At 43.2% G+C, this 16,231-nt stretch carries 13 protein-coding genes and 2 pseudogenes; 8 read left to right on the top strand and 7 right to left on the bottom strand.

Annotated features, from left to right (window positions below; genetic code table 11):
• The first annotated feature begins 2 nt into the window (after nucleotides 1-2).
• From IPP74_01415 to IPP74_01405, 3 genes are read left to right on the top strand one after another with little or no spacing between them, the layout of a single operon-like run.
• On the top strand, nucleotides 3-182 hold the full coding sequence (locus tag IPP74_01415; GenBank protein ID MBL0317956.1) for a DUF2892 domain-containing protein: 180 nt from the start codon (nucleotides 3-5) through the stop codon (nucleotides 180-182).
• A gap of 6 nt (nucleotides 183-188) precedes the next feature.
• Entirely contained in the window at nucleotides 189-1,472 is a 1,284-nt protein-coding gene (locus tag IPP74_01410) for a cytochrome ubiquinol oxidase subunit I (protein ID MBL0317955.1), read from the top strand.
• The gene (locus IPP74_01405) at nucleotides 1,469-1,621 is read left to right on the top strand and encodes a hypothetical protein (GenBank protein MBL0317954.1); all 153 of its coding nucleotides are present in this window, start codon (nucleotides 1,469-1,471) and stop codon (nucleotides 1,619-1,621) included. Before IPP74_01410 ends, IPP74_01405 begins: the two co-directional genes overlap by 4 nt.
• A gap of 194 nt (nucleotides 1,622-1,815) precedes the next feature.
• On the opposite strand, the gene IPP74_01400 is transcribed toward IPP74_01405, so the two are convergent.
• The gene (locus IPP74_01400) at nucleotides 1,816-3,129 is read right to left on the bottom strand and encodes a hemagglutinin repeat-containing protein (protein ID MBL0317953.1); all 1,314 of its coding nucleotides are present in this window, start codon (nucleotides 3,127-3,129) and stop codon (nucleotides 1,816-1,818) included.
• A 465-nt stretch (nucleotides 3,130-3,594) separates the two neighbouring features.
• A pseudogene (locus IPP74_01395) lies at nucleotides 3,595-4,438 on the bottom strand (Bro-N domain-containing protein).
• Between the two features lie 205 nt (nucleotides 4,439-4,643).
• On the opposite strand from IPP74_01395, the gene IPP74_01390 reads away from it, so the two are divergent.
• Both IPP74_01390 and IPP74_01385 read left to right on the top strand, forming a co-directional pair.
• Nucleotides 4,644-5,648 carry a DUF1016 family protein gene (locus tag IPP74_01390; protein MBL0317952.1) on the top strand — a complete coding sequence of 335 codons (1,005 nt, stop codon included), beginning with the start codon at nucleotides 4,644-4,646 and terminating at the stop codon, nucleotides 5,646-5,648.
• 373 nt (nucleotides 5,649-6,021) lie between these two features.
• Nucleotides 6,022-6,323, top strand: a pseudogene (locus tag IPP74_01385) (transposase).
• Between the two features lie 80 nt (nucleotides 6,324-6,403).
• On the opposite strand, the gene IPP74_01380 reads toward IPP74_01385, so the two are convergent.
• On the bottom strand, nucleotides 6,404-8,536 hold the full coding sequence (locus IPP74_01380; GenBank protein MBL0317951.1) for an ankyrin repeat domain-containing protein: 2,133 nt from the start codon (nucleotides 8,534-8,536) through the stop codon (nucleotides 6,404-6,406).
• 367 nt (nucleotides 8,537-8,903) lie between these two features.
• On the opposite strand from IPP74_01380, the gene IPP74_01375 reads away from it, so the two are divergent.
• Genes IPP74_01375 through IPP74_01365 form a run of 3 tightly spaced genes read left to right on the top strand, consistent with a single transcriptional unit; the run spans nucleotide 8,904 to nucleotide 9,998 of the window.
• A complete protein-coding gene (locus IPP74_01375) occupies nucleotides 8,904-9,419 on the top strand; it encodes a hypothetical protein (GenBank protein MBL0317950.1) in 516 nt (171 codons plus the stop codon).
• A gap of 17 nt (nucleotides 9,420-9,436) precedes the next feature.
• Complete coding sequence (locus IPP74_01370; GenBank protein MBL0317949.1) at nucleotides 9,437-9,718, top strand: hypothetical protein; 282 nt, start codon at nucleotides 9,437-9,439, stop codon at nucleotides 9,716-9,718.
• Nucleotides 9,669-9,998 (top strand): IS30 family transposase, encoded by a 330-nt coding sequence (locus IPP74_01365; GenBank protein MBL0317948.1) that lies wholly within the window; start codon nucleotides 9,669-9,671, stop codon nucleotides 9,996-9,998. The genes IPP74_01370 and IPP74_01365 overlap by 50 nt, the downstream gene beginning before the upstream one ends.
• On the opposite strand, the gene IPP74_01360 is transcribed toward IPP74_01365, so the two are convergent.
• The 4 genes from IPP74_01360 to IPP74_01345 are packed head-to-tail and all read right to left on the bottom strand — an operon-like array spanning nucleotide 9,989 to nucleotide 16,166.
• On the bottom strand, nucleotides 9,989-10,357 hold the full coding sequence (locus tag IPP74_01360) for a hypothetical protein (protein ID MBL0317947.1): 369 nt from the start codon (nucleotides 10,355-10,357) through the stop codon (nucleotides 9,989-9,991). The two genes, IPP74_01365 and IPP74_01360, sit on opposite strands and share 10 nt — an antisense overlap.
• A 16-nt stretch (nucleotides 10,358-10,373) precedes the next feature.
• Nucleotides 10,374-12,050, bottom strand: coding sequence for a hypothetical protein (locus IPP74_01355; GenBank protein MBL0317946.1), 1,677 nt, complete (start codon nucleotides 12,048-12,050; stop codon nucleotides 10,374-10,376).
• A gap of 41 nt (nucleotides 12,051-12,091) precedes the next feature.
• The gene (locus IPP74_01350) at nucleotides 12,092-13,078 is read right to left on the bottom strand and encodes a hypothetical protein (GenBank protein ID MBL0317945.1); all 987 of its coding nucleotides are present in this window, start codon (nucleotides 13,076-13,078) and stop codon (nucleotides 12,092-12,094) included.
• 7 nt (nucleotides 13,079-13,085) lie between these two features.
• Nucleotides 13,086-16,166 carry a hypothetical protein gene (locus tag IPP74_01345; GenBank protein MBL0317944.1) on the bottom strand — a complete coding sequence of 1,027 codons (3,081 nt, stop codon included), beginning with the start codon at nucleotides 16,164-16,166 and terminating at the stop codon, nucleotides 13,086-13,088.
• Between the last annotated feature and the right edge of the window lie 65 nt (nucleotides 16,167-16,231).

Below are 16,231 nucleotides of genomic sequence, written 5' to 3'. Positions count from 1 at the left end.
TTATGAAATGCAATGTAGGAAAAACAGATAGAGTACTGCGTATCATCGCAGGACTCGTTATTATTGGCTTCGGCCTTGCTCTGCAAAACTGGTGGGGTGCTGTGGGGATTGTGCCATTATTTACGGGCATTGTGCGCTGGTGTCCTGCTTATGTGCCACTGGGAATTTCAACGAATAAATAAAGTCACATCATGGAATTTGATCCTATCCTACTCGCTCGTATCCAGTTTGCTTTCACGGTAAGTTTCCACATCGTCTTTCCCGCCTTCACGATTGGGTTAGCGAGCTTCCTTGCCATGGTAGAATGGCGATGGCTGAAAACAGGTGATAAACGTTTCCACGACATTTACAAATTCTGGGTTAAGATTTTTGCCGTAGCGTTTGGCATGGGGGTGGTGTCAGGTGTGGTGATGTCCTACCAATTTGGGACTAATTGGTCGATTTTCTCTGACCGCGTAGCGAATGTGCTCGGACCATTGCTTGGATTTGAAGTGCTGACCGCATTCTTTTTGGAAGCGTCATTCCTCGGCATCATGCTTTTTGGTTGGGGGCGCGTCAGCGAGAGGATGCACTTTGTAGCAACTTGTATTGTGGCTGGCGGCACACTGATGTCAGCGTTTTGGATTCTATCGGCCAATAGCTGGATGCAAACCCCTCAAGGCTTTACCATTGCCGAAGATGGCCGTTTGATGCCTGCCAACTGGCTGGAAATAATTTTTAATCCATCTTTCCCGTATCGCTTTGCGCATATGGTGACAGCGGCCTATCTCACCACGGCTTTTGTGGTGGGTGGCGTCGGCGCATTTTACCTGTGGAATAAGCGTCATGTGCCGCAAGCACGCATTATGTTGGGCATGGCAGCGACTATGGCCGCGCTGGTGGCGCCTACGCAATTATTCATTGGCCACATGCACGGCGAAAATACGATGGAACATCAACCCGCCAAAGTAGCGGCAATGGAAGGCAACTGGGAGCACCGCGAAGCTGCACCGCTTTACCTGTTCGGCTGGCCAGATCAAAACGCAGAGGAAACTAAATATGGCATCTCTATCCCTGGTGGTGCCAGCTGGGTGCTAACAGGCGATGCGAAGGGTAAAATTCCTGCGCTAAAAGACTTTCCGAAAGAAGATCGCCCACCCGTGGCATGGGTGTTCTGGAGCTTCCGCGTAATGGTGGGATTGGGAATGCTGATGATTTTCATTGGTGCCGTCAGTGCCGTGCAGTATTTTAGGGGAAAGCTCTTTACCTCGCGCTGGCTGCATGGCTGGTGGATGTTGATGATGCCAACAGGCTTTATCGCGTTGCTTGCAGGTTGGTTTGTCACCGAAATCGGCAGACAACCCTATACGGCCTATGGCGTGTTCGGGACCAGGATTATCGCTAATGCTATGCGGCGTTGCGCCACTGCTGCCGCTGATTCTTGGCTATACGGGATATTGCTATTACATTTTCCGAGGCAAAAGCAGCCATGAACATATGTATTAAACGCAGCCGCGACTGGTTAAATGCCCACCCCAAAGCTAAGCAATGGGCATGGTTCATCGCCCTGCGGTGTGGCAGCTTATTGATGGTGATAGCTGCTGCATATTCGATTAAGTGGCTGATACGGAGTGTAGGTTAGCTTCCTCCTTCCTCTGCTTCACAACCCCCTTCAGGTTCCTGCCACCACCCCATCCCCACTTCATGAGTTCAGCAGGTACATCGGCATGTTCTTTGCGGTTTACCTTCATGCATATCAAGGTGTTGGGGTTCTTGTTCTTGGAGGGAGGGGGATTGATTCGGAAATGCTATTAGCGCATTCCTGATCTTTTTCCCTTATTTTAACACTTTTGAAATTGCCTCATCTTTAAACCCACTCAGCGGGATTTCTATATCTAGATGATCATGCTCATCCACCAGGATTTCCTGAACCTTGTTTACATCGCGGTTAACGCCATTCAGTTGGCCATCGGTTGCCGCCTGGCCTGCTATGGTGATGGTTCCTGCACCGATGGTGGCGTGGGTGACGCCGATTTTGGTGTCATCTTCGATCTTTAAGGATGGGGTATAGGATGAGGATAAGTTAGAACCTGATCCAAAGACCGGTTGTCCTGGAGGGCCTCCAAAGCCAACGGCCATTCCAGCGCCTTCATAATGCCAGATATCTTCATCGGTTAAATCGCTCACTTCCAGTGAGCCTGTGTTTAAGGTGAGGTTGCCGCCGTCTATGTAAGTGCCGTCTTCTTGTGGAGTTGCTTGTGCGATGATGGCGCCGGTAATGGTTGTTTTACCGGTGACATCAATATCAACAGATTTCGTGCCAATAATCGATGTGACATTATCCGTCCACTTCCTGTGCCCATCACCACTGCCGCTATAGGCATTAGCCCCAAAAGTTCCTGACATGCCGTTAACACCATAACTAATACCCACGCTCATGCCGCCGCTATGTTCGCTTTTACTGGTTTCCTGGGTGTTTTGTACTGATTCTACGTTGAGGTCGCCGTCTACATCCATATTCACATTCTGTGCCAGAATGTTCGCTCCCTTTACAGTCGTGTCCTTACCGCTATGGCTGATAAAATCATGACCGGCGGTGATGTTGGTTTGCGTAAAATTGCTGCCGCTGGTTTCATATTTAGAGGAACTGCTTGAGATTCCCAGGCTGAGAGAAATGCTGGGCAATAATTGTCCTGGTTCGGTAAAACCACTACTGGCCTTATACATGGATGCAAATTGGGATGCTCCCTTAAACGCATCTGCTGCCGTTTGGATTCCTGCATAGCTGCCAGAACCTTTATCGCCTAGCCCTTTTACAGAATCAATCAAGCCGGTAAATCCTTCCTGGATGGCAACGGTTACGCCGATGCTAGTCATCTTATGCGATTCGGCGTAGCTGTTATCAGCATCCAGTGCCAACAGGTTAATGTTATTATCGCTGTTGAGGATAACATCATGGCCAGCATTCACGACGCTAGAGAGAATGTTGATATCATCACTGGCATCCATCGTAATGTCATGGCCGGCTACCATCATCGAGGGTAGTAAGGTTTCCTGGTAGCTGTTGATCCTGTCTTTGGTTTGTTGGTAGCTCACCCCAAAACTCATGCCAGAAAGTCCGCCGGTGAAACCGCTGTCCTTTTTATACACGTAGCTGGATTCATAACCCTTACCAGCTTCTATGGTAATGCCGCCTGTGTTGTTGTGGTCGGCATCGGCGAGTAAATGAATATCGTTTCCTGCTTCTGCGTAAGAGGCGGTAAATTCGCACGTGAATGAGAAGGATCATCATCTGTTAACGCACTGAATTACTAGGTTTGGGATGATATTGGTGGTGCGTACCTGTGCGAACTGCGAACCTGTTTTTTTGTTTTGTCGCTAGCGAAGTAGGGCAGCTTTGCTCCCCGCATACGCTTCGTTGCCAGGGAGGACCCGAGGCTTACAAGGATAACAAATAATGTTTGTGCTTCATGGTTGTACTCCGATGATCCTATTTATAGGATGGCATAAAATGATTGCAGGTGTAAAGGACAAAAGTGTTGCAACATTTTTCTTGCTTAACATCCTGAGATAGTTGGCCTCCTACATACGGTTAGGGTGCTGTTTCTGGGTGCCTTATGAATCCTTCTTTGCTTTTTTCTGAGATTTCTTTTTGCCCGATGACTTTTTTACTGCCAGCTTTTGGGGGTGTTCTTCTTGTGGTGGCAGATAATTCTGTTTGCTTATGACAGGACAACCGCTTTTTTCTTCAAGCTCTTTCCGTGCATTGCCAGCAATAGTTCCACCTTCTTGCGCCGCAGAGTAATTCTCCCTGAAGCCTTTTGTGTCTTTAGGTGGATGCTTCACCAAGCATGGAGAAGATTAACTCAAGGTCATTCATGTGATCACGTAAGTTCTCGCGCTTTAAGCTCTTATGTTTTTTATATTGGGATGGAGTCATACCAAATGCAGCCTTTGAAATTTCTGCAGTCAAGATAGAAAACTCCTTACTTTCCTGAATGCCCCGATTTTTCCACTCATCGGTTAACTCTTCGCGAATGGCAATACTGCGCATCCGCTTTTCAATCCAGTCATCACTGTAACCTTTGGCTTTGTAAAGGGCGCGTGCGCGCTTGCTGGCCTGTTCAGGGTCTTCAATCTCTTGAATTCGTTCATAGCCAACTTTGGCTAACCAGCGCTTGAAAGGTTCTGCTTTAGGGGAAGGTATTGACTGGATGATGCGAAAGAGGGATTCTGTGTTGGCGCAGTCGGTATTACGCATTTTTCCATCGGGAGCTTCTAGTTTCAACTCGTGACAAAATGTCACGACTTCACTTCCTTCTTCTTTTAATCTCTGTTTTAACTTTCGCCAATATGCTCCAGCATCAGGACTGTCAGTTAACACGCGGACAATATCCACGACAGAGAACCACCATTCGTTCTTATGCAATATGCGCCGGATGGATACTCGTGACTGCATAAGTGGGATTAGAACAAAGGGCTTTATCTTGAGAAGAATTTATCGTATTTTCCTTATATCAGATTGCAACACTGAGAATTCACAATGAGACGGAAGGGCTTGGGCTGGAAAACACGCACGCAGAAGGAGCTGGAGTTGAGGGAAGACCTCATCCCGATATTGAGCAAATTTGCCCACGGGCGCAACATTTCGGGATTGAACGCTTATGAGCAATAACATTATTCACACGCAGGACTTTCAGAGTGTGTTGCTTCAAATACAGCAAACGCGCACACGCGTTTTTGCGCAAGCAAACACCGCATTGATTGAACTCTACTGGCATATTGGCGAAACCATTAGCCAGCGCGTACAAAGCGCAGGCTGGGGCAAGGGTGTGGTAACGGAACTGGCAAGATTTATCGCACAAAATGACCCTACTATTAAAGGTTTCAGCGATAAGAACCTCTGGCGCATGAAGCAATTTTATGAGACTTATCGGGAGGATGAAAAACTCGCCACACTGTGGAGAGAATTGCCGTGGAGCCATAACCGATTGATTATGACACTAAAAAGCAAGGAAGAGCGTGAATTTTACCTTCGTCTTACTGTCAAAGAAAGATTAAGTGTTAGGGAATTAGAACGACAGATTGATGCAGCTTCTTTTGAACGCACGAAACTCAGCAACCCAAAACTCTCACCACTGGCGAGAGAATTGCACCCCACCATCGGCAATCACTTCAAAAACAGCTATGTGCTTGAATTTTTAGGGTTACCCGAAGCGCATAGCGAGCTCGACCTGCAACGCGCCCTTGTGTACCAAATGACGCAGTGCGTGCTGGAGCTTGGCAGAGATTTCATCTTCATAGGCGAAGAATATCGCCTGCAGGTGGGCAACCAGGACTTCTTTATTGATCTGCTGTTTTTCCATCGAGGCTTATCCGCTCTGGTGGCGTTTGAGTTAAAAATTGGTGCATTCAAACCTGAACATCTGGGGCAACTTGGGTTTTATCTGGAAGCGCTGGATCGGGATGTAAAAAAACCGCATGAAAATCCCAGCATTGGCGTGTTACTCTGCCGCGATAAAGATGATGAAGTGGTGGAATATGCCTTATCCCGTAACCTATCCCCTGCGCTGATTGCCGAATATCAACTGCAACTACCCGATAAAAAACTGCTCCAAGCCAAGCTGCACGAACTTTGTCTAAACGCGGAGGCACAGAATGAGCAATAAAACAAAAACCTTAGCGGTTTCGTACCATGGTAACCTCATGAAAGAGAATGGTTTTTCATCCACGGCGTTTGATTCAGATCCCGAAAATGATCAATCATCCTCGACAGAAATCAGGAAGTTTTAGAGTCGTTGTGGATGAGGTTGTTAGCAAGCTGTCCTAAAACAGAGCTTATTTATAAAATTATGAGAACCATTAAGGTATACAGTGGATATGAATAATCAAAATAACACCGCTAATACAGCCAAACTCTCCCTTTACCTTACCTCGCTTTTGATGCGGTATAAGGTCTATATTTTCTCATTGGTGATCATAGCGATTGGTGCTGCAATATCGTTTATCTCCCTGAATTATAAGATTAAAGAAATTATCGATATGGTGCGACAATTTTTAAGCGATTCAATCTGGGAACAACTTCAAAGGACAATGATCGTGCAGTTATGGAAGCCATTTTATGGAAGCTTCGTACAGGAGCTCCCTGGCGAGATGTTCCCGAGGAATTTTGTCCCTGGAAAACAGCCTATAATCGCTTTAACCGTTGGGCTGCGAAAGGGTTGTGGGAGAATTTTTTTTTGAGCTACGAGGTGAAATTGATACGGAGTGGGGTATTCGCCGACGGAAGTTATGTCAGTGCTCATCAGCATGCAAGTGGAGCTCGGGGTGGCGAAGAACAGGCCCAGTGTTTATTGGGGTAAGGATACTTTTTATATCATCGCGGATTTAGGGGTGAAGAAAGCTACCGTCTATTCTTTATCAATCACTTCATTCCTCTTTCACCAGGATGCTCAGGACCCTTATTAATTCGGGGATGTGGGGGGTGTTTAGGGAGCAATGCTGCTGATTGAGATTCATTCGATATGGTTTTATGAGTATAGTATTCTTTTAACAACTTTACTTTTTCGTTAGCATTTTTTTTAGATTCTTCAGAATTTTTTTTAGATTCTTCTGCATAATTAAGGGGAGTTTTGTTCTTACTATCCTTAGCATGAATCGCGTCTTTATTGATGGTTTGAAGTACTTCCTCTAACGTCTCCTTCGATCCTCTTTGAGCTATGAGATGGAGTGCGGTTACGCCGTTTTTATCTGCAAGTGCAGGATTTGCCCCTGCTTTCAGAAGTGGCTTTACCATGCTAAAATTTTTAGAGGAACGCAATGCCTGATGTAAAGGGGTTGAGTTATCATGAGCCGGTTGGTTTATTTGTATTCCATCTTGCGTGAGAAGGTAATCCGCTACGTCAAGTTTATTATTATAGAGCGCGCGGTCTAATGGAGTCCGCCCGTTGAGATCAGGCTTATTAATGTCTGCGTGAGCTGATACCAGCGTCTTGACTGCCTCAAGTTTACCGTAGCATGATGCTATATAGAGAGGCGTCATGCCGGTATTTTTGGCGGTGGGCATGCCGGTGGTGGCATTAACGTCTGCTCCTGCAGACAAGAGCAGATCTATTATCGTCCCTGAATCGCTTTTGGCGGCTAAATGGAGTGGGGTGTAGCCATCCTCATCTTTGCCATTGAGGGGAAGCTGTTGCCTTATACACTCCTCGACAAGCGTAACCATTTTATTCTTTACTGCATAATGCAGGGGGCTGCTATTATCTCCCCAGCCTATATCCATGCTTGCATTATAAGATGTGAGGAGATTAACTATTTCTTTTTGCTCGTGAGCAGCTGCATAATATAAAGGAGTATGTCCCGTATTATCCAGTGCATTGAAATCTGCTTTATTTTCAATCAGTAAGGTTACCAAGTCTGCATGACCTTTCATAGCTGCTATATGGAGTGGTGTACGCCCTTTGCTGTCGTGGATGTTGGGATTGGCTCCTTTTTCCAGAAAAACCTCAGCAATATTTGTTTTTCCTTGTTTTGCAAGTACATGCAGAGATGTTTGGTTTTTAGGGGCAAATTGTATATCCAGATTACTGGATATACTGGATAAATTGAGATATTCCTGTGTTTTTTCATCAAATTGGTTACGTATCGACCAATGAAGGGGAAATAACTTATATTGCATGAGAGCATCAGCAAAATTGGCTTTCTCATTATCGTGTGCGAAGGCAAATAAGGTTTTCCCGTTAAACTCCTTATCTGTAGAAGCGCCATACCGCAACAGAGTATTAAAGAACATTAGATTGTCATGTCTGATGGCGTGATGTAACAGTGAGTCTCCCTCTCTAGTTAAACAATTAGGGTTAGCTCCACGCTCAAGTAACGTAGTGCATTCATGTAAGAGACCTTTATCTGAAAAAATGGCAAGTAAAGAAGTGCGATTCAGATGCAACTGATCGGGATGTCTACCTGTTTTATCAAGAAAATCGATTAAAGGTCTTTTGCGAACGTAGCAGTGAAAGATATCTAAGTTTGCCAGGTATGTATGAGCTGCTGCGTCACTTATTTTTATTTCATTGACGTATTGGATCGATTGTTTGATTAAATTTTCTTCTTGCGATGTCGATGTAGAGAGTTTTTTACACCAATCCAAATAGTCAGTTCTTTGTGTGTTTTCTAAATATAATTTTACAGCTTCCATAGTTCCTAATGGGTGTTTATGAGGCGCACGCATGCTTATGGTTTGTTTGGAATGTCCCAGCACTAGTGTGTGCGTCTCCGGGGTGGTAGTCCAATCTTCAGCAAAATTAGACAGCACGGAGAGTGAAGGATCATAGGTGTGGATGGCGTGGACGATGCTATCACGACCCTGTTGCGCATGAGTAGGATATTCTTTACCGCCTTGGGTTATTAGTGAACAATAATGCGGTAAACGTTCACCATCCAAAACAGACATGCCCCCATAACAGCTCTTGAGTGAAAGCTGCATACCGTTAAGGGGAGAGGCAGTAGGGGCATCTACGGCGCACTGAGCTAAGATATCAAATACCCCAGATGTGTGCATAAGCTTTTGTTCATTCAACAGCTGTATAATATGTTTTTTATTTTGAACCGTACCATGCGCCATGAGATGTATTTGAGTACCAGGGCCAATGCGCCCTTTTAAAGATTTAAGTTCATTTTCACTTACATAATCTTTTCCATTTCCGATGATAAGATAGGAAAAACTATCAACCTCTGAGGTTTTATGGGTGCAGGCGGCCTGTATTGTTTCAGCTATTTTTTCTCAGAAAAATCGGGCCCAATAATAAAAACCATGTCATAGAGGCCTGCGTCAGGCGTTGATTTTGTTGACTTCATATTTTAATTGTTGCATATATTTATTTCTTAATTATTAATATTGGTTGTAATAGCTAGAGGAAAATCCATTTATGCGTGAACAAATGCTTGAGAATTCTGAAGTTAATTGGTCCAACACCCCTGTTGATGAAGAAGAATTACGTGAATTATGCGTGCAATTAAAGGCGCCTGAATGCTCAATTAAAGCGATTATCCTTGATAATTCAGCCTCTCCGATTGGCGGAGCTGAACAAAATGGTATGGAATACCGCCTGCTTTTTAAAGCCTTGCAGGTTAATCGTTCAGTGACTTACCTGAGTCTTATAGGTAATCATATGACGTCTGAAGCCATTACTACCTGTCTTGTGCCGATGCTGAAGGCAAATAGTACCCTGCAACAGCTGAACCTTCAGGACAATAAACTATATGGCAGCGATCTGCTGGCAGTCACAGAAGCGCTGAGAACAAACCCTCAATCGGCCTTGTCAGTATTAATCCTAACCGCTAATCCAGTTGGGAAGATCCAGGGGTTTAATCTTAAAATATCGGAAGCTACTTTTAATGGTATCACCAAAACCTTGAGGCAAATAGCACCATCCAAGAGGTGAAGATTGATCGGGAATCCATGAGCGAATCCCGGTTAAGGCAAGTTGAACGGGCAGCTAATAAAATCCACCATAAGCTTTATAATGCGATAAGCAGCTTAGATCGCCTCCTTGTTTTAAATCTGTTAAAGGACTATGGAAGCCAATTGCAGCCGCGTGATAAACAATATCAAGATCCAGGATTAATAATGATTCTGAATATAAACAAGCGTTTAAAACCGCCCTCAGCCAAGCAAACATTCACTCCATCTCCTGATAACCAAAACACCTCAAAAAGCACGCAAGTCGTTGACTTTGGATAATGGTGGTGAATTTACCCGTCACCAGTTATGGGGTAAAGCACTGGACATCAAAACCTTCTTCTGCGACCCATATGCATCATGGCAAAAGGGCGGCGTTGAGAATACCAATGGAAGACTGCGAAGAGACTTACCCAGAAAAACGAACATTCACACATACAACAAGGAGGATTTCAATGAAACCATTGATAACGATAACCTAACACCACGCAAAAAACTCAATTGGATAACTCCTCATGAGGCATTCCTAAAAAAATGTCAGAGGTTTGCACTTCAAACGTGAATGTGGCGGCTCACCCCAGGACAAGGTTGAACCTTAATCAGATCCCTAAAGCTGATGGTGTTTTTACTCGCTAGCTCAACATACACCTCACTGGCTGCTTTTGCTTCTTCATTTGTAAACTGTTTAATGTCGCTCAAGATATGTTTGACTTCCTTCTTACCATACTCAGGCACATCAACGCTCATCAGGCGGTGCGACAATGCGTTACTTTGCGCAGTGCGTCCTGCCATACTGATTGGATTTTGCGTACCAATAACGGTAAAGCCTGGCGTATCTGGCATTTTTCCGTCTGGAGTCTTACCGTTGAGTAATGCATTCAGTAACGATTCCATCATCGAGGCACTGTTACATTCATCCATAACCACCACAGCTCCTTCATGGAAGGCTTTTAGTAGTAAGGTGCGTTTTTCGCTCAGCTGCATACTCGCGGGTATCATGAAATAGTCTTGATCTTTGACTAAGCCCTTGGACTGCAACAAACCAATCACCATTTCGCTTTTTGCCTACACCTGGTTTACCTTCCAGAATTACACCCCCAAGACCCGCACAGCTTACTTGTCCTGGGTTGGCACGTTTGAAGGACCTAAGATTTACTATATCATTAAGCAAATACATCACTGGCCTACGAGATGAGGTCATGATGTAGTCATCGGGAAGACCTTTGATTCGCGCACGTGGTAGTCTTCGTTGTGGTTTATACTCATCATTAAATTTTACACTTTGATTGCGCGGTACATGTTGATACGCTACCTGATATGCATAATGTGTCGCTGCTAGAATCGGATCTGCTTTATCCCCACGTCTTTTGCAATATGCCAAGGTCAGAAGAGCCATCTGCTGGATTTCACGTGGAGATAATAAAATCTCTGACTTTGAGTATCCACATACTGTTTGGTAAACATCCAAATAGATTTTTGCCAATTCCTGCAACTGTGACGCAAGCTTTGTTCCTTTAAATAGCGGCTTAAGCTGCGTTTCGTAAATCATTTCCACTGGCATAGGCTCAAATAACACCGCATTACCATGACGCTGGAATAAGGTCGGTAATGTCCGCGCTGAACCATAACTCAGAGGATTAGCAGCAAACACCACTTTATGTTCTGTCGTTAATTCAAGATACTGCCCATCAATTACTATGGATGGGGGATTGTTAAACAACCCTTCAAACACACTCCAGTTTTTGGCGGTAATATTGGCCTCATCAATAAACAATACTTTCCGTCCAGCTGTTTTGTCTTTTGCCCAGTCGCTAAGTTTCGCTAAACCTTGATGCAGCCCAGCTTGGCCTTTGCTAAACAATGCTTCCTGCACAAAGGTTGTTTTGCCCACTCCCGTATGGCCAGTCAGTAACACAAAAGGAGAGTGCGCCAACACCTCGTTTACCTGCTGCAACCGATTTTGCGTAAAACTGCTGGTAATGGCTTCACTATTTTGCAAATCATACGGCTTCACGCCCAGCTCTTGCGGCAATGAATAAACCCCTATCCAGGCATTATCACTATGCCCTTCAGGATGAAGCTGCAAGTAACGAAGCCTTGCCTGCAGTTTGCTCAGCGGTTCGGACGCTAGTTGCTCAGGGGCGAGTTGCGAGATGAGTTTCTGGATAATTTCTATAGTTGCCCCTTGTTCATGGAGAGCCATCAGTTTGTTGTCTGGCACGATATTGGCTCCGTAAAAAAACATATAGCGTAAATAACTCGGGCCATCGCTGATCAGCTTCAATTGATTTTGTAAGTATGGATTATTGTAGCGATCCATCAATAACGGGGCAAGACTATCGCACAACTCAGGGGAGAATTTGCCCTTGAGGATGATGTTCTCATTATTATCAAGTGCTTCTAATAATGCTCCTGGAGTCTCTTTAAAGATAAAACGCTGCTGCTCATTATCATAATACCCATCCTGTTTGGTCAATAAATCTGCACTGCTTAATTCCGATACATCAATAATGCGGTATGTCCTATCTGATGACTTGCTAAGTTCTAGCGCTATAAGCGTATCTAGGTCATTGCTCTCTGCGATAAATGTATGGGAAGGTGACTGCCAGGTCATGGGTGCCCCAAACTTCACCGAATCATACCCAGTACTATTGGCTACAACTGAACTTGGTGTTTGTGGCATTCAGACAATAACCTGGACACTTGGTCATTGGTGAGAGTACGGGTCAGGATAACGGGAAGAACACCACCGCAATGCTGTTCAATTAACCCTGGCAAGGTATGCAAGCTTTGCTCTTTTTCATCATACTGATACTGGCTAAAAAAACTATTAAAGGAGGTTGGATTTAATAGGGGCTCCTGTAAGGTATATTTGTGTTCGTACGTGGATAAGATTTGATTGTTCAACCACTCCCAGTTATAGCCATGCTCTGCAAGAATAACCAGCGGATCCTCTAACGGTATAACACGACCATCATGCTCTATTTTGTGACGCAATTGCGCCTGTTGCCAGAAATGAACAAATTCTGGCTTATGAAATGGCGCATTCCTAAGCTCAATGGGCTGTTTGCTAGCAAGTGCTGCCGCTAACTCGCCTTCTTTAAAAATCAGCTGATTACCATGAATCTGCCAGGTTCCAAGTAGTTGTTCTTTCCAATATGGCGTGTTAAATAAATCGATCACGTATGGAACTGTATCTTCCTCGCTGTACCACAAGCCATTCATAAAAGCAGAGACTGAATCATCGAATTGTTGTGCCGTTAAACGACAGCGCGTTCTGCTGTCAAAACGACCTAAAAAGTCTGCACCGCGATAAGCCAGCGGATTCCCGCCATTGATCAATCCTAACACTAATGTATCTTTGGGAATGGCAAAGCCATCCACGTGCCGCACTTTATCTAAAAGACTGTTAAACTGTACGATCTCATCAGCTTGAAAACTGTCATAATTAACCACTAGCACCGGCCGCTGATCTTTATAGGTGTTGAGAAAATCCACCAATGGACCCGAAGGAGGACTAACAATCAAACCATATATCCCATCTTGCTGCTTCACAGAAGGCGAAGAACAGACCAAATCATCAGGGGATTGAACAATAAAAATGGGGCGGTTTGTTTTGATACATTCTTGTTCTAACAGCAATTGCAAATCAAAAAGTTGATGGCTTAGATTCCACCTCAATGGCCATAGTCCGCCGTATAGTATTATTCTTCAGCATTTTCTGGGGATTCAGTAATTGCTGACAATAGGTTGAGACTTCCTCAACTGTTTTGTCTTTAATCGGACGCAAAAGCTGGTTTTGGTAATGTTCTTTGCGCACCTGGTGTTGTTGGGCTTTCAATGCTTGTTTTTGAAAACGCTCCATCTCTGTTGCTAGTCTCTTTCTAGTGGTATCTTGCTGTACCAGAATGTCTTTAACAGAAAGGCGTTGCGTTTGGGGTATGGCTTCAAAACTCTTCTCTAATTTTTGGATAGCTTGTTTGTCTTGTCTTAGCAATTGCAGGAGATAGCGTTGGGTTAGTTTCTTGACACCAATATCAGGAGAGGTTAGCCCTCGATACCAGGCTGGAAAACCCATGAGATCGCGAAGAAACAGACCCGATAGCCCGTTATGATCTAATTGACAACCCTTCATAAGCTCTAACAGTTGTTCGACATCAGACCAAGAAGCTTTATATAATACAAGCAGGCCGCCATCACGCATAAAATCATTGGGATTTTCGATAGGTTTGCCAAGTTCAGGGAGAAGTTGTATTCCTGATCTATCAACAAAAATCAAAGAGCCAAGGCTTTCAGTAATAGCTTTGTATGCACCATCAAATGTGTCAAACTTTTTACATCCATTCACGTAATTTGGATCATAGACGAACCAACTTTTTTCAATCAACATAACAGAAATAGCATGCCATGGATTTGAGAGTATCAAATAATTACTGTTTGAAAGTGAATTGGCCACGTCCTTAATGAAAGACCTTGCAGATGATCCAAGGTAGTTGGTTGGTGTTCTTGTATTAGATAGCTGATATTTGTCTATGTATGATAGTATTCTTTTAAATGCATTTTCTAGTTTTGATTTATTATCTTCATTTAAAGAATTTAGTGCTTCTAGTGAGCCATTCCATTGTTGAATAGCCTTAATTTCATTCGAAAAAATATTGCAATTTTCAATAAATAAATTCGATAAAGCTGAACATATCCCATCTTGAATTTGAGGGATAATATTGGTCCTGTAATTAGTGAGTGTTAAATACTGAGATAACTTCTCAATAATCATATTTTGATTATAGGTTTTGTTTTGTCCTTTGAATTCAAATGGCTTGTTTGGATCGTGCGGAGTAAAATTCCTATGCTCTGATGGTGTATGTATTGGGTTGCAGGGTTGATATATGCTATCTTTTTTAGAGGAAGGTATATAGGGACTAAAATAAAAATTAAAATTTGGAAATTCATTCTTAAATTCATCTATTATATTATCATCAAAATTTTCGCAATTAACTATAGCTACTTCACATTCATTTGCTTGCGATAGATGCGCACGCAATTGTTGGGCTGTAAGAGTGCTATCTTGTATGTATAAGTTTTTAAGATGCGTTAGCTTCAATGCGGGCAAATCAGCATCTCCCAGAGTTTCGCAACTTATAATTTTAAGTTCTGCGACGGGTGAATCGACAACAAGCGCACCTAGTAGTTGCGGTGTAATGGTGCTATATGCTATATATAAATATTCAAGATGCGTTAGCTTCAGCACTGGCAAATCAGCATTACCAAGATTCATACAATGTATAATATCCAAAAATCTGAGCTGCGTACGAGCAACAAGTGCACATAATTGCTGGGATGTAATGGTGCTATTTGATATAGTTAACTTTTCAATGTGTGTTAGATTAAACTCTGAAAAATCAGCATATACCAGTTTTTTGCAATCGCTAATACTCAATTCCTTGACTTTTGCATGGGCAAGTAGTGCTTGTAACTGTTGGGCGCTAATGGTGCTACCTGATGCGAATAAGATTTTAAGATGTGTTAGCTTCAGCTCTAGTAAATCAGTACTTCCTAGATTGTTACAATTTTTAACAGTCAGACTTCTGACCGGTGAACGGGCAAGAAGTGCGCCTAATTGTTTGGCGGTAATATTACAATTACTAAAACTAATAACTTGAAGGTTTTCTAGTTTAATTTTATCCAGGCTGCTATCCGTAAACCCTAACACATTATTAAGGTCTATGAGCTCTAATCGTGGGCTCGCAGAAAGGAGCTGTTGTATAATAACTTCGTCAATTTCGAATATTTTAGAATCGGTCAGTGGATATGATTCTATTGTCAGAACTTTAAGATGATCCAGTTCTATTCCCTCCAACCCCTGTGTATTAGATAGTCTGTTGATGCGGAGACGGAGTGTCTTTAGCCCTGGGCATAAGCTAAGGATCTTCCTTAATTGTGAATCTTTTAATGTATAGCCTTCATATATAAACGATTCAATGTTAGGTGATTGAGACAATAGCTTGACTAATACCTCTTCAGATAATTCACCTTTGCACTTGATGGTAACCTCTTTAGTATATTGTAGATAAGGCCAATGCGACTCCAGGCGAGAATCTGTTAATCCATCACTATTAAACTCAAGGTTAAGCTCAAGATAATCTTCACGTGAATATGTTAGGTAACCCTCCTTATGTGGTACATTTGCGTTATGTTCATCGATTATTTTCTGGGTATTTTTGTCTTGAAACCTGTATCTTTTATCGATATAATATTTAGGCAATTTATCTGTTACATTCCAGTTCTTAAGCCAATAATAATCCAACACATGAAGTTCATCATAGGCAATTTTGTATTGCTCACATGCTTTTTTTCTCATGATTTCGGGTGAAAGATATATTAACTCTGTATCCCATTTAGTGTGCCTGTTCTTGGCAAGCCATTCTTTCGTAAGATGCCCTAATGGTCCATCAGTAGATCCGCTACCAAACCAGGCTAATATTTTCCCGCCTTGGTCTAACCATTCTTCCATTACTTTAACCGCATGGAGCCTCTCCCAGTCATTCCAATAGTTAAAGGTCCAATCAGCAAATATTAATGTTTTGGGTTTTTGTATGAAACCCCCAGCATCTTTGCGGTAATATGGCTTTCTCTTAAAAATCCGGCCAACATCGATGTCGCCTGGGGCGAGTCTGCTGTAGAGCTTACCCTCAATTGCTTGATTATAATAAAAGGCATCATTGAATTTCATATAATTATCTAATCTTTAAAATTTGATTCTATGTTATACACCATATGTGTTGTCGTTTTATGAAC

This window comes from Alphaproteobacteria bacterium (assembly GCA_016722515.1).
Classification (GTDB): domain Bacteria; phylum Pseudomonadota; class Alphaproteobacteria; order Rickettsiales; family JADKJE01; genus JADKJE01.
The sequence above is the reverse complement of the archived record's forward strand: the minus strand, read 5'-3'. Positions and strand labels throughout refer to the sequence as shown.